Origin of the sequence: Micromonospora sp. A3M-1-15 (assembly GCF_024213425.1) — a bacterium.
In the GTDB taxonomy this organism is placed as follows: Bacteria; Actinomycetota; Actinomycetes; order Mycobacteriales; family Micromonosporaceae; genus Micromonospora; species Micromonospora chersina.
Window position 1 is genome coordinate 1,589,019 of sequence record NZ_JANAVK010000001.1, and the last position, 15,592, is coordinate 1,604,610.

Consider the following 15,592-nt stretch of genomic DNA (forward strand, 5'->3'; position numbering starts at 1 on the left):
GGCTCGCAGACCCGGCTCACTCCTCGCGCTCACGGCGTCGCCTCGCCGGCGGCCACCGTGGTCAGTTCGCCGCGCAGCCGGCGCAGGGCGGCCCGGGCCTGGTCGCGCATCCGCTCGTCGACGGTGTGGGTGGCGTACCGGGCCTCGCGGTAGACGTGCGCGAAGCCGTCCAGCACGTCGGCGCTGGCGATGGCCGGGACGCCGGCCGCCGGGTCGCCGCGCAGCAGCCGGCTGACCAGGTCGGTGGGGGTGTCCCCGGCGCGCCGGGGCACGCCGGCCTCGTCCGCGGCCTCCTCCAGCCGGACCCAGCAGGCGATCACCGCGGTGCGCGGGTCGGTGGACCGGTCGTCCAGGTCCTCCAGGCCGGCGTCCAGCGCGGCCACCACCTCTCGGGCGGTGCCCTCGGCGGTGCGCCGCGCCCGCTGGGTGGGCACCGCGCGGGTGGTCCGGCGCAGCGCCCCGCCCAGCACGGTCCAGAGCACGTACCCGACGACGGCCAGCACGGCCGCACCGAGCAGCACGACGGCCGTGGTGGCGAGCCACCCCGGGATGCCACCCGAGGTGGTTTCTCCCAGGTCTCGGGGCTCGACCGTGATCGAGGGCGCGGGCTCGGCGGAGGGGTAGTCCGGCACGTACGGGATGTTGTCGGCGGCGGGCGGGATCCGGCTCGCCCCGATGGTGGAGTGCCCGGCGGCGAGCGCGGCGACGGCGAGCAGCAGGGTCACCGCCGCGACCGGCCACCACCTGCGCAGCACGCCGAGGTCCATCCCACCGCCCCACGCAATCCTCAGTCCACCCCGGCCAGGTCCTTCGCCCGGGCGAACACGTCGTCCAACATCGCTGGTGTCAGCCGCCCGGTGAAGGTGTTCTGCTGGCTCACGTGGTAACAGCCGAGCAACGCCGGTGCGGACGTGCCGGACCAGTGTGCCCCATGACCGAAGGCCGGGCGCGGCGTGGGCGGGCGCTGCCCGTACACGTGGCGCAGCACCGGCCACCACGCGGCCCAGGCGAACGCCCCCAGGGCGACCACAACGCGCAGCGTGGGCCGGATCAGCGCGACCTCACGGTGCACCCACGGCGCGCAGGTGTCCCGCTCGGCCGGGGTGGGCTTGTTGTCCGGCGGCGCGCAGCGCACGGCGGCGAAGATGCGGGTGTCCCGCAGGGCGAGGCCGTCGTCGGCGGACACGCTTGTCGCCTGGTTGGCCAGCCCGGCCCGGTGCAGCGCGGCGAAGAGCACGTCCCCGGAGCGGTCCCCGGTGAAGATCCGGCCGGTGCGGTTGCCGCCGTGCGCGGCGGGCGCCAGGCCGAGGATGCCGATCCGCGCGTCCGGCGGGCCGAAGCCGGGCACCGGCCGCCCCCAGTAGTCCTGGTCGCGGAAGGCCGCCCGCTTGACCCGGGCGACCTCCTCCCGCCAGGCGACCAGCCGCGGGCAGGCGAAGCAGTTGCTCACGGCCCCGTCGAGGTCGGCCAGGTCGGTCGCCCGCGCGGCGCGGGCGACCACCTCGGCGGGGGTACGCGGCTCAGCCAAGCTTCGCCCGGAAGAGTTCCAGCGTGCGGGCCCAGGCGGTGGCGGCGGCCCGCTGGTCGAAGTGCTCCGGCCGGTCCTCGTTGAAGAACGCGTGGGCGGTGCCCGGGTAGTCGTAGGTCTGGCAGGTGCCGCCGGCCGCCTCGATGGCCCGGCGTACGCTCTGCACCCCGTCGGCGGCGGAGAGGCCGTCCGCCTCGGAGCAGTGGACGAGCGCGGCTTTGCCGGCGTAGCCAGCCCAGTCGGTGCGGCCGGCGTTGTCCGCCGCGCCGGTGCGGCCGGCGTTGTCCACCGCGCCGGTGGGCATGCCCTCCCAGGGCAGCCGCGGGTAGAAGCCGGCCGTGGCGACGATCCGCTCGGAGAACGTGCCGGACCAGAGTGCCAGGCTGGCGCCGGCGCAGAACCCGGCGCAGCCCACCTTGCCGGCGACCTCGGGCCGGTTGGCGAGGTATTCGGCGGCGGCCGCGATGTCGCTCGCCGCCTCGTCCATCTGGGTGCTGTTCAGCATCTGCCGCGGCTCACTCGGCTTGCTCGCCGGGCCGCCGTGCCGGAAGTCGGGCGCGAGGGCGACGAAGCCGGCCTCCGCGAAGCGGTCCACCACCGCCCGGACGTGGGGCACCAGGCCCCACCAGTCCTGGATGACGATGACCGCCGGGCTGGCCGCACCGCCGGAGGGTATCGCGAGATACCCCTCGCTCGTCCCCCCGTTGCCGGTGAAGCTCACCATCTCGCCCATGGTTCCCGTCCTCCTAGCGGTCAGTCATCGTTGGCTGGTCGCACAGTGGGTGTTACGTGCGGGTAGCGTGCCACGCGCTCACCGGCCCGGGGAAGACGAAAGAACAGTGGCATTCACCTCCTGTTCGTCTCCCGGACCGGTCCGTCACCGCCGCCGCGCCCGACCGGCGGACCGCCGTGCGCCCCGGCGCCCGGTGCGGCCCTCCATCATGGACGCGCAAAGGGGCGCCCGCCGGTCGGCGGGCGCCCCTCAACGGTCGGCTTCAGCGGGTCGGCACGGGCTTCAGCGGGTCGGCACGGGCGTCGGCGTGCTCGCGCCGGGCAGGGCGGACGGGCTCACGGTCGGTGCGGGGACGGCGCTCCCGCTCGGCGCGGGAGCCACGCTCCCGCCGGGGGCCGGGGTGACGCTCCCGCCGGGGGCCGGGTCGACGCTCGGGCCGGGTGCGGGCGGGGCGTTCAGGGTCGGCGCGGCCGGCGCCGGCGGCCCGAAGGGCGCCCGGTCGGGGCAGTACGGGTAGGCGTTGCGCGGCGCGGGCATGTTGCCGCTCGCGTCCAGGCAGCTCGGCCAGCCGAGCCGGATCGGCACGCCGTTCTGGTCGAAGAGCTGGGCGTTGCGGACCAGCCGCCCCTCCTGGTCGTAGACGAAGACGTCCTCGATGCGGTCGTACCGGCGGTCGACCGCCACCTCCTGGTAGCTGTCGAACTGGTCGGAGCTGGCGTGCTGGTCGACGTTGACCAGCATCGCGAAGGAGAAGATCAGGAACGCCGCGGTGCCCAGTCGCAGCAGCCGCCGCGGCCAGCCCCGGACGCCGGGTGCGCGCCGGCCCAGCCACACCGAGGCGAGGACCGTGCCGGCGAGCAGGAACAGGCCGGCCAGCACGCTGCCGTCGAGCCGGGGAAGCAAGCCGGACGGCTCCTGGAGCACCACGGAGATCACCAGCGCCGCGAGCCAGCCGCGCAGCAGCCACCAGGCCGGACGCAGCGGGCGGAGGAACTCGCTCACCGAGGACTGCCCGAGCAGCGGGCCGAGCTGGGTGTCGAGGGCGCGGAGCTGGACGCCGGCACGCGCCTGCGCGGCGGCCAGTCGCCGACCCCGGCGCGCCGGACCGGCTCCCGCCTCGGCACCGGCGGCGGCCCGCAGTTCGGCCGCGTACGCCTCCGGCTCGCCCAGCCGGTCGACAAGCGTGCCGTCGGTCTCGGCGGCCACCTCGGCGAGGTGCTCCGGCAGGTCCTCGGTCAACTCGTCGCGCACGGCGGGCGGCAGGTCGGCCAGGGCGGCCCGCACCCGGTCGACGTAGTCCGCGATCTCCTGCCCCGTGACGGTCATGCCGCCATCCCCCGATCGTCGAGCAGTGCGTCCATGGTGGTGGCGAAGGAACGCCAGGTCTTGCCGGAGCGGGTGAGCTGATCCCGGCCGGCGGCGTTGAGTGAGTAGTACTTGCGGTGCGGACCGGACTCGCTCGGCACCACGTAGGTGGTCAGCAGGCCGGCGGCGAAGAGCCGGCGCAGGGTGCCGTAGACCGAGGCGTCGCCGACCTCCTCCAGGCCGGCCTCGCGCAGCCGGCGGAGGATGTCGTAACCGTAGCCGTCCTCGTCCTTGAGCACGGCGAGAACGGCCAGGTCGAGCACGCCCTTGAGGAGCTGCGTCGTATCCACGCTCCGCACACTAGTGTGGATTGCGTAGTACCGTCAAGAACATGGTAGCTACGTAGGCTCGGGGCATGTCGTGGAGCAGCTACGCGTCCTTCCTGGTCTTCGCCACCGTGCTGATCCTGATTCCGGGGCCGGACTTCGCCGTGGTCACCCGCAACACCCTCGCCGCCGGTAGGCGCCGGGGCAGGTGGAGCGCGATCGGGGTGACCGCCTCGAACGCGGTGCAGGGAGTGACCGCCGCCGCCGGGCTGGGCGCGCTCATCGTCCGCTCCCAGCCGCTGTTCGAGGCGATCCGGTGGGCCGGCGTGGCCTATCTGGCGTACCTCGGGGTGCAGGCGTGGCGGTCGGCCTGGCGCGGCGACCACCCGCCCCTGGCCGGCGACACCACCGCCACGCCCGGGCAGGCGCTGGCCGGGTTCCGGCAGGGCTTCCTGTCCAACGTCACCAACCCGAAGGTGCTGGCGTTCTACCTGGCCGTGCTCCCGCAGTTCGTCGGCGGCGCCGCGCCGATCGGCATGCTGCTCGCCTTCGCCCTCAGCCACGCCGTGCTCAGCCTCGCGTACCTGCTGGTCCTGGTCGCGGCGCTGGACCGGGCCCGGGACCTGCTGTCGCGGCGGCGGATCCGGCGCTGGCTGGACGGGCTGACCGGGGTGGCGCTGCTCGGCTTCGGCGCCCGCCTCGCCACCGAACGCACCTGACCGCGGCGCGCGGATCGACTTAATTTTCCCTTATGGGGCCTGCTCATCGACGCGGAACATCGGTACGGTCCCCCGATGCGACACCTCGGAACCGTGCTCGCCGCGGCCATCGTCGGCCCGCTGGCCTGGATACTCTTCGCCCTCGGCCAGGACCGGTCGGAACGGGCGTTCGCCGCCGCACAGAACGGCGGTGCACTGGACAGCGCTGATTTCGTTCGACCCGCGCTGGTGCTGGCCGCCGCCGGGATCGTGCTCGGGCTCATCGCCACGCTCCGCTTCTCCCCCCTGGGCGCGGCGCTGACCGGACTGGCCTACTCGGCCAGCTACCTGGGCCTGCTGGTCAGCCCGACCAGGGTGACGAAACTGTTCGACCACGAACTGACCCTGAGCGGCCACCCGGTCGACCTGGCGGCCCCGCTCCGGACCGGGACGACGCTGCTGGTCGGCTCGCTGCTCCTCGTCGGGGTCGTGAGCATCCGCCGTTGGCAGCGGTGGCCGCGGCCCGCCGACGACACCCCCGCGTCGCCGCAGGCGGACGAGTTCATCCCGCCCGCGACCCCACGGGACCGCCCGCTGGGCGTGGACGGTCTCGGGCTGGGCACGCCCCGCAGCACCCCCGAGCCCGAGCCGGTTCGGGCCGGCGCTTCCGCCGGGGCGGACGGTTCCGACCGGAGCGGACGATCGGACTGGGCCGGGCTGCTGGCCGGCGGCTCCGCGGCCCGGTCCGGCCGGTCGCCGGACTGGCCGCGCCAGCGTTCGCGGTGAGCCGCCGACGGCTCACCGCGCCGGCTACTCGTGGTGCTGCGTCACGTTGACGACCGTGCCGTTGGGGTCGCGGACGAAGAACCGGCGCAGCCCCCACGGCTCGTCGGTCAACGGGTAGACGATCTCGGCCCCGGCGGCGACACAGCGGGCGTGCACGTCGTCGAGGTCGTCCACCTCGATCGACACGTCGGCGTGGACGCCGGCCCTGACGTCCAGCTTCATCACGGACAGCTGGACCTCACGCACCTCGCCGCCGAAGAACAGGATCCACTCGAGCCCGTGACCGCCGTCGAGGCCGATCAGGTCCCGGTAGAAGCGACTGCTGGCCTCGAAGTCGTCGGAGAGGATGTTCGGCTTGATCCGCTTGACCGCCATCCACCGACCCTAGGCGCCCCGACCACGCCGACACGACGCCCGGAAAGACACACCACGTCTCAGGCGCACCGTGGCCGCGGTCAAGAGCGGGGAAGGCCGCGGTACGCGTCCAGCCAGGCCCAGTCACCTGGGCAGGTCGCCAGCTCGGCGAGGCAGTGGTCGAGGGCGTCCGGCAGGGTCCTCGTGTCGACACGGATCACCTGCCGACCACCGAGTCCGGGCCCGGAGAGCAGCATGGTCCAGGGCCGGCCGTTGAACTGCGCCATCCGCTCCCGGTCGACGCGGATGAGGACGTCGACCTGCCGCCGCCCCAACTCGTCCATGAGCAGCTCGACGTCGATCACACCGGGCCGCCTCAGGCCAGGGACCAGGCGATGCCGTCGAGGATGTCGTGTTCGGAGGCGACCACCGAGGGCATCCCGGCGCGTTCCATGATGACCCGCAGGACCAGCGCCCCCGCGCCGATCACGTCGGCCCGCCCGGGGTGCATGACCGGGATGGCCAGCCGCTGCTCGCGCGTCTTGCCCAGCAGGTCGGCGGTGACCTCGGCGACCTGGTCGTACGACACCCGGGCGTGGTGGATGCGCTCCGGGTCGTACTCCTGGAGCCCCTGGGCGATGGCGACCACGGTGGTGACCGACCCGGCGAGCCCGACCAGGGTGGCGGCCTCCCGGCCCGGTACGGCGGTCAGCGCCTGGTCCACCGCGACGGCGATGTCGGCCTGCGCGGCGGCGACCTCGTCCAGGCCGGGCGGGTCGCCGTGCAGGTGGCGCTCGGTCATCCGGACGCAGCCGATGTCCATGGAGATGGCCGCCTGGACGCCGCCCTCGCGGGTGCCGACCACGAACTCGGTCGAGCCGCCGCCGATGTCGACCACCAGGTACGGCGGTTCGGCGTCGGCGGGCAGGCCGCGGACGGCGCCGGTGAAGGAGAGCCGGGCCTCCTCGTCGCCGGTGACCACCTCGGGCGCCACCCCGAGGGTCTCCTCGACCATGGCGCGGAAGTCGGCGGCGTTCGACGCGTCGCGGGACGCGGAGGTGGCGCACATCCGGACCTTCTCGGCGCCCAGCTTCTCGATCTCCGCCGCGTAGTCGGCGAGCGCGACCCGGGTGCGCTCGATCGCCTCGGGCGCGAGCCGGCCGGTCCTGTCCACGCCCTGGCCCAGCCGGACGATCTCCATCCGGCGGCTCAGGTCGACCAGCGGGGCCTGCGGCCCGGCGGACGGGTCGGGCAGGTCGGCGACCAGCAGTCGGATCGAGTTGGTCCCGCAGTCGATGGCGGCCACACGCGTCGTCACGGCTGTCACCCTACGGCAGCGGGACCGGCCGTCGAGCGGATCAGTCGTCGGCCGCGGGGCGGCCGAGCAGGTGGGCGCCGAGCGGGGTGAGGCGGTGGCGGACCGCGCCGCCGTCGCGCTCGGTGGCGAGCAGGCCGGCGGCGCGCAGCGCGGTGGCGTGCTCGGAGGCCGTGGAGAGGCTGACCCCGACGCCCCGGGCCAGCGCCGTGGTGGTGTGCGGGCCCGGCTCGGCGAGGTGACGCAGCACGGCGGCCCGGGTGGCGCCCAGCACGCCGGCGAGCGGGTCGACCGCCGGGTCGGTGGCCCGTGCCGGCATCGCGGCGGGGTACACGAGCAGGACCGGCCGACCGGGTTCGACCAGGACCCGGGGCAGCGGGCCGGCCACCGGCGACGGGAGCAGCACCATCCCCTCGCCGGTGCCGGTCACCTCGCCGCTCCACCAGGTGCGCACCTCCAGCACGGGTGGCCGCCACCGGATCGCCGGGTGCAGCCCGCCGAGGAGGCCGGCCAGCCCGCGCCGGGCCAGCCGGTGCGCGGCGTCGGCCAGCTGCCGCTGGTGGACGGTGGTGAGGGTGGACCAGTGCGGGGCCAGCACCGCCCCGAACCAGGTGTCGAGCGCCCGGCCGAACAGGTCGAGCACCGCCGGCTCGGCGGCGGCGAACCCGCGCCGCAGCGGCGTCGCGGCGACCTCGGCGTAGGCGGCGGCGACCTCCGCCCGGACCCGGCGGGCCGGGGTGGACCGGATCGCCGCGAGGCCCGCGGCCACCGAGTCCAGCCCGTCGAACGGGGTGAGGAAGTCCGGCAGCCGCCCGCGGGCCGGCAGCAGGTGCCGCAGCGACGCGGCGGCGGCGCGGACCCCGCGTACGGAGGTCGCCGCGCCGGCGGCCGCCACGAGATCCGGCGCCATGGCGACGGTGGCCGGATCGTGCAGCGCCTGGCAGGCCAGCATGGCGGTGCCGACCGGGTGCAGCCGGTCGACGAACCGTACCCGGCACAGGTCCGCCGGTCCGAGGTGCAGCCGCAGCATGGGAGCAGCGTGCCCGGCTTCGGCGACGACCGAAAGGGTTGACCGGCCCGGCTCCCGGATCCGACGGTGGAGCCCGGTCGACCCACGGGGAGGACGGGACGTGCGGCGGACGATCGCGGTGCTGGCGGGACTGGTTCTGGCGTTGACGGGTGGGGCGTGCGGAGGGAAGGGCGGGACGGTCGCCACGCCGGCGCCCGCCGAGCGGCCGGCCGCCGGGGACCATGAGCTGACCCTCCGCCACGACGGTGTGGAACGGCGCTACCTGCTGCACGCCCCGCCCGGCTACGACCCGGCGCGCCCCACGGCGCTGGTCATCGCGCTGCACTTCTTTCCCGGCAGCGGGGCCTGGATGCGGGAGCTGACCGGCCTGGACGCCCGCGCGGACCGGGAGAACTTCCTGGTCGCCTACCCGGACGGGCGGGACGGCGGCTTCAACGCGCTGATCTGCTGCGGGTCCGCGGACGACGTCGGCTTCCTCACGACGCTCACCGGCCATCTGGTCGACACCTGGCGGGCCGACCCGGACCGGGTCTACCTGACCGGCATCTCCAACGGCGGTGACCTGAGCTTCCGCCTCGCGGTGGAGGCCACCGGCCTGTTCGCGGCGATCGGCGTGGTCAGCGGCGGTTACAGCGGCCCGCTGACCGAGCCGGACAGCTACGTGCCGAAACGGCCGGTCTCGGTGATCACCTTCGTGGGCGGGCAGGACCGGTACGCCGGCATCTTCCAGGACGGGCTGCGCACCTGGCAGCGGCGGCTCGGCTGCCGGCCGGTAACGGGCAGGACGCCGGCGGCCCCGGCCGGCCTGAGCCGGGCCGACGCGCGCTGCGCCGACGGCAGCGACGTGACCGTGTGGAGCCTCCCCGAGATGGGGCACTCCTGGCCGGGCGCCACGTCGGGGCAGCTCGCCGCACGGGACGCCGGCGTCTCCGCCACCGACCTGATCTGGGAGTTCTTCGCGGCTCACCCGCGACGCACGTGAGGCGGGTCAGAGGCGCAGCAGCATGCGGCTGTTGCCGAGGGTGTTCGGCTTGACCCGTTCCAGGTCGAGGAACTCCGCGACGCCCTCGTCGTAGGAGCGGAGCAGTTGCTCGTAGACCGGCTGTGGCACCGGGGCGCCGTCGATCTCGCGGAAACCGAACGAGCCGAAGAAACCGGTCTCGAAGGTGAGCACGAAGATCCGGGCGACGCCCAGCTCGCGGGCCGCGTCGATCAGCTCGCCCACGATCCGGTGCCCGATCTTGTGCCCCCGGCAGGACGGGTCGACCGCCACCGTGCGGATCTCGGCCAGGTCCTCCCACATGACGTGCAGCGCGCCGCAGCCGACCACGGTGCCGTCGGCCGTGACCGCCACCCGGAACTCCTGCACATCCTCGTAGAGGGTGACGGTGGCCTTGCTGAGCAGCCGCCGGTCGTCGGTGTAGGTGTCCACCAGCCGCCGGATACCCCGCACGTCGGCGGTGCGGGCGCGGCGGACCACGATCTCGTCGGCGGCGGTCATCTCACTCCCCCGCGGGCACGTCCACGCAGGGGCCGGCGGCCCACCACTTCTCCACCAGGGCGAGGGTCTCGTCGCCGAACGGGTTGACCCCCGGCCCGGCGGCGAGCGCGTGCCCGAGGTGCACGTGCAGGCACTTGACCCGCCCCGGCATGCCGCCGGCGGAGATGCCGGCGATCTCCGGCACCTGGCCGATCGCCTCCCGGCGGGTCAGGTAGTCCTCGTGCGCGGCCCGGTAGCGGGCGGCCAGCTCCGGGTCCTCGGCGAGCCGTTCGGCCATCTCCTTCATGAGCCCGGCGGACTCCAGCCGGCTGCACGCCGCGGTGGCCCGCGGGCAGGTCAGGTAGAACAGCGTCGGGAAGGGCGTGCCGTCGGCCAGCCGGGGCGTCGTCTCCACCACGTCGGGCAGGCCGCACGGGCACCGGTGGGCCACCGCCCGGGTGCCGCGGGGCGGGCGTCCGAGCTGCGCGGCCACCGCGGCCAGGTCGGCCTCGGTGGCCGGCTGGCGCTCCGGCGGGGGTACGGATTCCGCCGCCGGATCCTGCGGTGGTACGACGCTCAATGGTGCCTCTCTCGTCTGTCGGTCACTTGTCGGGGCGCTCGGCGTTGGCCGCCTGCACGCTCGACCACAGGGTGTCGTACCAGGGGTCGGGCGGCTTCGGCGGCCCCGGCGTCGCGCCCTTGCCGGCGTCCTTGGCGGCCCCGTCCGGGTCGGAGAGCACCACCAGCAGCGTCTCGCCGGGCCGGCCCATGAAGAACCGCTCCCGGGCCTGCGTCTCGATGTACGCCGGGTCGTGCCACTTCTCCGCCTCGACGGAGAGCTGCTCGATCCGCTTGCGCTGGTCGGCCTGGGCCGCCTCCATCCGCTCGATGTCCCGCTGCGTGTCCAGGTACACCCGGATCGGATAGGTGTAGGCCAGGGCGAGCGCGATCAGCACCGCGAAGAGCACGGTGGCGCGCCCGGTGAAGCGCCGGGGTTGGGGTGCGGTGAGCCGCTTGACCGTGCCACCGGCCGCGGTACGCCGGGCCGCGGCGGGGCGGCTCGCGGAGCGTACCCCCTCGGTGGCGCGGGTGGCGCCGGGCGACCGGCCGGCGGCGCGCGGCTCGGCGCGGACGCCGGCGTCGCGGGCCGTCGACCGGACCCGGGCCCCGCCCGGCCGGCCGGCCTGACCCGGCCGACGGGCGGGCCGCTGGCCACCCGGTGTGCGGCGCTGCTGCATCGTCACACCCCTCCCCCGGAGCTCTCGGCTCAGGCCGAACGGTAACGCGGGAACGCGCCGGCACCGGCGTACCGCGCCGCGTCGGCCAGCTCCTCCTCGATGCGCAGGAGCTGGTTGTACTTCGCGACGCGGTCGGAGCGGGCCGGGGCGCCGGTCTTGATCTGGCCACAGCCGGTGGCGACCGCCAGGTCGGCGATCGTGGTGTCCTCGGTCTCGCCGGAGCGGTGGCTCATCATGCACTTGAAGCCGGCCCGGTGGGCCAGGTCCACGGCGTCCAGGGTCTCGGTGAGCGAGCCGATCTGGTTGACCTTCACAAGCACCGCGTTGGCGGCCTTCTCGGTGATGCCCCGGGCGATGCGCTGCGGGTTGGTCACGAACAGGTCGTCGCCGACGATCTGGATCCGGTCGCCGAGCGCCGCGGTGAGGGTGGCCCAGCCGCTCCAGTCGTCCTCGGCGAGCGGGTCCTCGATGGAGACGATCGGGTAGTCGCCGGCGAGCTTGGTGTAGTAGTTGCTCATCTCCTCGGCGCTCTTCGCGCTGCCCTCGAAGGTGTAGCTGCCGTTGTCGAAGAACTCGGTGGCGGCCACGTCGAGCGCGAAGACGATGTCGGTGCCCAGCCGGTAGCCGGCCTTCTCCACGGCCTCGGCGATCAGGTCGAGCGCGGCGGCGTTGGTCGGCAGGTTCGGGGCGAAGCCGCCCTCGTCGCCCAGGCCGGTCGACAGGTCCTTCTTCTTCAGCACCGACTTGAGAGCGTGGTAGACCTCGGCGCCGGAGCGGAGCGCGTCCCGGAAGGTGGGCGCGCCGATCGGCGCGATCATGAACTCCTGGATGTCGACGTTCGAGTCGGCGTGCGCGCCGCCGTTGAGGATGTTCATCATCGGCACCGGGAGCAGGTGCGCGTTCGGGCCGCCCAGGTAGCGGAAGAGGCTCAGCTCGGCGCTGCCGGCGGCGGCCTTCGCCACGGCCAGCGAGACGCCCAGGATGGCATTGGCGCCCAGCTCGGCCTTGTTGTCCGTGCCGTCGATGTCGATCATCTTCTGGTCGATCAGCCGCTGCTCGCTGGCCTCGTAGCCGATGAGCTGGTCGACGATCTTGTCCTCGATGTTGGCGACGGCGTTCTCGACACCCTTGCCCAGGTAGCGGTCCTTGTCACCGTCGCGCAGCTCGATCGCCTCGAAGGCGCCGGTGGAGGCGCCGGACGGCACCGCGGCGCGGGCGATCGTGCCGTCGTCGAGCCCGACCTCGACCTCGACCGTCGGGTTGCCCCGCGAGTCCAGGATCTCCCGGGCGACGATTCCCTCGATGGTTGCCACTGAGTCGCTCCTCGTTTGTGTGTTCCGGTCCGGTATGGGCCGCGACGGTGCGGCTGAGGCAGGTGTTAAACGCAGCGTATCGGTCCCCGCCTTCACGTACCTGTCTCGGGGCGGCATCCGGTGACTGAACGCGAGGGGCCTCGCCCCACGCGGACCCTCACGTGAATCCCCCACGACGACGGGCGACACGGACATTCCCGGATTAGCGGGCCTCAACCGACAACGGGTTTGCGAGAGCTTGCGTCGATCGACAAGGCTGGGCACCATGCCCGCCGCCTCGACGACTCTCCGCGTGCTCGCTGCCTCGGCCATCGCGTCGCTCTCGGTCACCGGCTGCCAGGCCCTCGACGACACCGGGGTCGCCCTCGGGCGGGCCGACCTGGTCAACGACCTCGCCGCCCGGATGGACCGGGCGCTGGAGCAGACCTGGGCCGCCGAATACCAGCTCAGCGGCGGGCGGACCGCCTCCATCGCGCAGACCGAGGAGCCGCTGCGCTCCTCGTACACCTGGCCGGACGGCAAGATCACGGTGACCCAGGAGGCGGTGAGCCGGTGCCGGACCGCGGCCGGACGCACCTTCTGCACGGTGTCGCCGCCGGTGCTGACCGCCGGCAAGCCGTCGGTGGTCGTGTACGGCGAGGCGCGCGAGCACGGGCTGGTCACCCCGCCGGCGGTGATCCGGCTGCTCACCGAGGCGGCGCTCAACCCCGAGGCGATCATCGAGCAGACCGACACCACGCTGGCCGGGCACCACGCCGCCTGCGTCGACGTCACCGGATCCGGCGACCACTTCACCGCCTGCGTGACCACGGAGGGGGTGCTGGGCAGCTTCATCGGCACCCTCGACGGCAAGCCGGCCGAGGTCACCCTGAGCCGCTACACCGACACGGTCGAGCCGGCCGCCTTCGAGCTGCCGGCCGGGGCGGCCGTGGAGGACCGCCGCCGGACCACGTCGTGAGCCCCGGCGGCGCCGGAACCCGCACGCCCCGCGACGCCGACGAACCGGACCGGACGGGCGCACCGGGCGCCGCCCCGGCCCGCTTCCTTCCCGCCGCCGACCACGGCCGGCCGCCGCACCCGGACGACCTGGGCCTCGCGGTGGCCGGGCGGAAGCTGCTCACCGGCGCCGACGGGCGGCTGCCCAGGATCGGCGAACTGGCCGCCGGGATCGGCTGGGTGCCGGTCGGCACGCTGGACGGGGTGCCGGCCTGGGCGGCCGAGGCCGCCGACCCCGACGCGCTGCCGGGCCGCTGGCGCGGGTGGCGGAGCCTCGCCGCCGACCTGCCCGAGCCGCACGCGGCCCTGGCCGGGCGGGCGCTCGCCGTGGTCACCTGGCGGCGCACGCACCGCTGGTGCGGGGCGTGCCGGACCGAACTGACCGACGTGCCCGGCGAGACCGCGCGGCGCTGCCCCGCCTGCGGGCTGACCGGGTTCCTGCCGCTCTCCGTCGCGGTGCTGGTGGCGATCACCCGCCCCGGCCGGGCCGGCGGCCCCGACGAGCTGCTGCTGGTCCGGCACGCGTACGGGCCGACCGAGCTGTGGGCGCTGGTCGCCGGGTTCGTCGAGGCGGGCGAGTCGCTGGAGGCGGCCGCCCACCGCGAGGTCGCCGAGGAGGTCGGGCTGGCCATCGACCGGCCCACCTACGTGGACAGCCAGCCCTGGGCGATGTCCGGGCCGGGCACCCTGCTCGCCGGCTTCACCGCCACCGTCACCGACCCGGCGGCCGAGCCGGTGGTCGACCCGAAGGAGCTGACCGAGGCGCGCTGGTTCCCGGTGGACGCGCTGCCGGCGGAGCTGCCTCCGGCGTACTCCCTGTCGCGCTGGCTGGTCGACGCGGCCGCCGCCCGCGGGTCGCGCTGAGGGGTCAGATCCCCAGCAGGGTCCGCAGGTGGCGGGGCGGCGGGCAGTCGTGCGCCAGCATGGCGTCGTGCCAGTCGCGCACGGGCACCCCGTCGGGCCGGGCGCGGGCGATGTCGGCCATCTCGCTGTAGCCGACGAAGTAGGTGGAGAGCTGGGTGGACGTGAGCAGCGCCCGCCGCCACTTGCCGGCCGCCTCGCCCTCCTCCTGGAAGCCGCGCCCGGTCATCAACGCCATGGCCTCCGACTCGGGCAGGTCCTCGCAGTGCACGAGCTGGTCGAGCAGCGCGTTGATGGTCATCCGGAGCTGCATCTTGAGCTGCTGGAGCCGGACCGGCAGCCCGCCGAAGCCGAGCCCGGCCATCAGCTCCTCGGTGTAGACCGCCCAGCCCTCGATGAACACCCCGGACTCGGTGAGCGCGCGGACCCGGGTCGGGCCGGCGTAGCGGCGGGCGTGGGCGAGCTGGAGGAAGTGGCCCGGCATCGCCTCGTGCACGGTCAGGTTGCGGATCATGTGGTCGTTGTATTCGCGGTAGAACGACTCGACCCGCTGCGCCGGCCAGTCCGCCGGGGTGGGCGCGATGCAGTAGAAGGTCGGCACGTCGGCCGTCTCCAGCGGGCCGGGCGAGTCGCAGTAGGCCACCGCCACGCCCCGGGCGAACTCCGGCATCTCCTGGATCACGCACGGGTCGTCGACCAGGCTGATCAGGTCGTGGGCCCGGACGAAGTCGCTCGCCTCGTCGAGGGTGACCGAGGCGAGGTCGACGATGGTGGCGTCGTCCGGGTGCTCGGCGGCGAGCAGGTCCAGCGCCCGGCGGACCGTCTCGTCGTCGGCCGGGCCGCCGACCAGCTCGACGGCCGCCGCGCGGATCTCCGCGGTGACCCGGTCGAGGTTGTCCCAGGCGCGGCGCTGGACCTCGGCGGCGCTCAGCTCGGTGTCGAGGGTGTGCCACAGCCGCGCCTCCCAGCGCCGCCGGCCCAGCCGGGGGTCGCGCCCCGGGCCGGCGTCGGCGGCCAGGCCGATGCGCAGCCAGGCCACGAACTCCTCCAGCGCGGCGATCGCCGCGGTGGCCGCCGGCTCGACCCGGTCGTGCAGCGCGGGCGCCTCGGCGAGCAGCCCGGGCACCTCGTCGCGGATCAGCGCGGCAGTGCCGGTGAACTGCCCGACCGCCGTCTCGGCGTGGATCCGCGGCATGTCGCGCAGCGTCGCGCGAGCGGTCGCCAGCGCGTCGGGTACGGCGGCCAGCCGCCCGGCCAGGTGGGTCAGCCGCTCCTCGACCGGCGCGTACGGGCGGGCCATGAGGGCGTGCAGCAGCGGACCCGGGTTGTGCCGCAGCGGGTCCCACTCGTGGCCGCGGATCTCGGTCGCCTCGAACAGCCCGCGGTCGACCATGCTGCTGAGCAGCGCGTGGTCGACCCGTTCCTCGACGTCGAGCGAGTCGGGGTCGATCTCGGAGAGCGCGTCGGCCGCGTCCTTCAGCATCGCCTGGTCGGCGGCGAGGGCATCGGCGGACAGGTCGGGCAGCCGGTCGTCGTACCGGTGGTCCCCGGCCGACGTGGCCAGCCCGGGCCGGCTCTCCAGCAACGCCTCCACGATCCGCTCGGCGAGCGGCACGAACGACTCCATGC

General features: G+C 74.6%; 19 protein-coding genes. 5 read left to right on the plus strand and 14 right to left on the minus strand.

Going from position 1 to position 15,592, the window contains the following annotated elements:
• Window positions 1-29: 29 nt before the first annotated feature.
• The 5 genes from NLX85_RS07295 to NLX85_RS07315 all read right to left on the minus strand — a co-directional run bounded on the left by NLX85_RS07295 (window position 30) and on the right by NLX85_RS07315 (window position 3,916).
• The gene (locus NLX85_RS07295; protein WP_254332583.1) at window positions 30-767 is read right to left on the minus strand and encodes a DUF4129 domain-containing protein; all 738 of its coding nucleotides are present in this window, start codon (window positions 765-767) and stop codon (window positions 30-32) included.
• 20 nt (window positions 768-787) lie between these two features.
• Window positions 788-1,501, minus strand: a complete 714-nt coding sequence (locus NLX85_RS07300; protein WP_254333689.1) for a uracil-DNA glycosylase — start codon at window positions 1,499-1,501, stop codon at window positions 788-790.
• Between the two features lie 19 nt (window positions 1,502-1,520).
• Window positions 1,521-2,261 carry a dienelactone hydrolase family protein gene (locus NLX85_RS07305; RefSeq protein WP_254332585.1) on the minus strand — a complete coding sequence of 247 codons (741 nt, stop codon included), beginning with the start codon at window positions 2,259-2,261 and terminating at the stop codon, window positions 1,521-1,523.
• Between the two features lie 282 nt (window positions 2,262-2,543).
• Window positions 2,544-3,587 (minus strand): hypothetical protein, encoded by a 1,044-nt coding sequence (locus NLX85_RS07310; RefSeq protein ID WP_254332586.1) that lies wholly within the window; start codon window positions 3,585-3,587, stop codon window positions 2,544-2,546.
• Window positions 3,584-3,916, minus strand: a complete 333-nt coding sequence (locus NLX85_RS07315; protein WP_254332588.1) for a PadR family transcriptional regulator — start codon at window positions 3,914-3,916, stop codon at window positions 3,584-3,586. Before NLX85_RS07315 ends, NLX85_RS07310 begins: the two co-directional genes overlap by 4 nt.
• A 65-nt stretch (window positions 3,917-3,981) precedes the next feature.
• On the opposite strand from NLX85_RS07315, the gene NLX85_RS07320 reads away from it, so the two are divergent.
• Window positions 3,982-4,611 carry a LysE family translocator gene (locus NLX85_RS07320; protein ID WP_254332590.1) on the plus strand — a complete coding sequence of 210 codons (630 nt, stop codon included), beginning with the start codon at window positions 3,982-3,984 and terminating at the stop codon, window positions 4,609-4,611.
• Window positions 4,612-4,686: 75 nt separating this feature from the next.
• Complete coding sequence (locus NLX85_RS07325; protein ID WP_254332592.1) at window positions 4,687-5,376, plus strand: hypothetical protein; 690 nt, start codon at window positions 4,687-4,689, stop codon at window positions 5,374-5,376.
• Window positions 5,377-5,400: 24 nt separating this feature from the next.
• On the opposite strand, the gene NLX85_RS07330 is transcribed toward NLX85_RS07325, so the two are convergent.
• The 4 genes from NLX85_RS07330 to NLX85_RS07345 all read right to left on the minus strand — a co-directional run bounded on the left by NLX85_RS07330 (window position 5,401) and on the right by NLX85_RS07345 (window position 8,075).
• The gene (locus NLX85_RS07330; protein WP_254332594.1) at window positions 5,401-5,751 is read right to left on the minus strand and encodes a VOC family protein; all 351 of its coding nucleotides are present in this window, start codon (window positions 5,749-5,751) and stop codon (window positions 5,401-5,403) included.
• Window positions 5,752-5,831: 80 nt separating this feature from the next.
• Window positions 5,832-6,095, minus strand: a complete 264-nt coding sequence (locus NLX85_RS07335) for a hypothetical protein (RefSeq protein ID WP_254332596.1) — start codon at window positions 6,093-6,095, stop codon at window positions 5,832-5,834.
• An 11-nt stretch (window positions 6,096-6,106) separates the two neighbouring features.
• Window positions 6,107-7,036, minus strand: coding sequence for a Ppx/GppA phosphatase family protein (locus NLX85_RS07340; protein WP_254333691.1), 930 nt, complete (start codon window positions 7,034-7,036; stop codon window positions 6,107-6,109).
• 52 nt (window positions 7,037-7,088) lie between these two features.
• Window positions 7,089-8,075: a helix-turn-helix transcriptional regulator gene (locus tag NLX85_RS07345; protein ID WP_254332598.1), complete on the minus strand. Its 987-nt coding sequence runs from the start codon at window positions 8,073-8,075 to the stop codon at window positions 7,089-7,091.
• A 100-nt stretch (window positions 8,076-8,175) separates the two neighbouring features.
• Between NLX85_RS07345 and NLX85_RS07350 the strand changes: the two genes are divergently transcribed.
• On the plus strand, window positions 8,176-9,057 hold the full coding sequence (locus NLX85_RS07350) for a PHB depolymerase family esterase (protein WP_254332600.1): 882 nt from the start codon (window positions 8,176-8,178) through the stop codon (window positions 9,055-9,057).
• A 6-nt stretch (window positions 9,058-9,063) separates the two neighbouring features.
• Here NLX85_RS07350 and NLX85_RS07355 read toward each other — a convergent pair whose 3' ends face one another.
• From NLX85_RS07355 to eno, 4 genes are read right to left on the minus strand one after another with little or no spacing between them, the layout of a single operon-like run.
• Window positions 9,064-9,576 carry an amino-acid N-acetyltransferase gene (locus tag NLX85_RS07355; RefSeq protein ID WP_212838011.1) on the minus strand — a complete coding sequence of 171 codons (513 nt, stop codon included), beginning with the start codon at window positions 9,574-9,576 and terminating at the stop codon, window positions 9,064-9,066.
• Window position 9,577: 1 nt separating this feature from the next.
• Window positions 9,578-10,135: a DUF501 domain-containing protein gene (locus NLX85_RS07360; RefSeq protein WP_254332602.1), complete on the minus strand. Its 558-nt coding sequence runs from the start codon at window positions 10,133-10,135 to the stop codon at window positions 9,578-9,580.
• Between the two features lie 22 nt (window positions 10,136-10,157).
• Window positions 10,158-10,793, minus strand: coding sequence for a septum formation initiator family protein (locus NLX85_RS07365; RefSeq protein ID WP_254332604.1), 636 nt, complete (start codon window positions 10,791-10,793; stop codon window positions 10,158-10,160).
• A gap of 29 nt (window positions 10,794-10,822) precedes the next feature.
• Window positions 10,823-12,106: a phosphopyruvate hydratase gene (gene eno, locus NLX85_RS07370; RefSeq protein ID WP_091313900.1), complete on the minus strand. Its 1,284-nt coding sequence runs from the start codon at window positions 12,104-12,106 to the stop codon at window positions 10,823-10,825.
• 265 nt (window positions 12,107-12,371) lie between these two features.
• On the opposite strand from eno, the gene NLX85_RS07375 reads away from it, so the two are divergent.
• Both NLX85_RS07375 and NLX85_RS07380 read left to right on the plus strand, forming a co-directional pair.
• A complete protein-coding gene (locus NLX85_RS07375) occupies window positions 12,372-13,064 on the plus strand; it encodes a hypothetical protein (RefSeq protein WP_254332606.1) in 693 nt (230 codons plus the stop codon).
• Complete coding sequence (locus NLX85_RS07380) at window positions 13,061-13,966, plus strand: NAD(+) diphosphatase (protein ID WP_254332608.1); 906 nt, start codon at window positions 13,061-13,063, stop codon at window positions 13,964-13,966. The genes NLX85_RS07375 and NLX85_RS07380 overlap by 4 nt, the downstream gene beginning before the upstream one ends.
• 4 nt (window positions 13,967-13,970) lie before the next feature.
• Here NLX85_RS07380 and NLX85_RS07385 read toward each other — a convergent pair whose 3' ends face one another.
• Window positions 13,971-15,590, minus strand: coding sequence for a DUF885 domain-containing protein (locus NLX85_RS07385; protein WP_254332610.1), 1,620 nt, complete (start codon window positions 15,588-15,590; stop codon window positions 13,971-13,973).
• Window positions 15,591-15,592 lie beyond the last annotated feature (2 nt).

Excerpts from the sequence above, each read along its gene's own strand:
- NLX85_RS07295 (WP_254332583.1), bottom strand. The coding sequence starts at position 767 with ATGGACCTCGGCGTGCTGCGCAGGTGGTGGCCGGTCGCGGCGGTGACC.
- NLX85_RS07305 (WP_254332585.1), bottom strand. The coding sequence starts at position 2,261 with ATGGGCGAGATGGTGAGCTTCACCGGCAACGGGGGGACGAGCGAGGGG.
- NLX85_RS07310 (WP_254332586.1), bottom strand. The coding sequence starts at position 3,587 with ATGACCGTCACGGGGCAGGAGATCGCGGACTACGTCGACCGGGTGCGG.
- NLX85_RS07320 (WP_254332590.1), top strand. The coding sequence starts at position 3,982 with ATGTCGTGGAGCAGCTACGCGTCCTTCCTGGTCTTCGCCACCGTGCTG.
- NLX85_RS07325 (WP_254332592.1), top strand. The coding sequence starts at position 4,687 with ATGCGACACCTCGGAACCGTGCTCGCCGCGGCCATCGTCGGCCCGCTG.
- NLX85_RS07330 (WP_254332594.1), bottom strand. The coding sequence starts at position 5,751 with ATGGCGGTCAAGCGGATCAAGCCGAACATCCTCTCCGACGACTTCGAG.
- NLX85_RS07345 (WP_254332598.1), bottom strand. The coding sequence starts at position 8,075 with ATGCTGCGGCTGCACCTCGGACCGGCGGACCTGTGCCGGGTACGGTTC.
- NLX85_RS07355 (WP_212838011.1), bottom strand. The coding sequence starts at position 9,576 with ATGACCGCCGCCGACGAGATCGTGGTCCGCCGCGCCCGCACCGCCGAC.
- NLX85_RS07365 (WP_254332604.1), bottom strand. The coding sequence starts at position 10,793 with ATGCAGCAGCGCCGCACACCGGGTGGCCAGCGGCCCGCCCGTCGGCCG.
- NLX85_RS07375 (WP_254332606.1), top strand. The coding sequence starts at position 12,372 with ATGCCCGCCGCCTCGACGACTCTCCGCGTGCTCGCTGCCTCGGCCATC.
- NLX85_RS07385 (WP_254332610.1), bottom strand. The coding sequence starts at position 15,590 with ATGGAGTCGTTCGTGCCGCTCGCCGAGCGGATCGTGGAGGCGTTGCTG.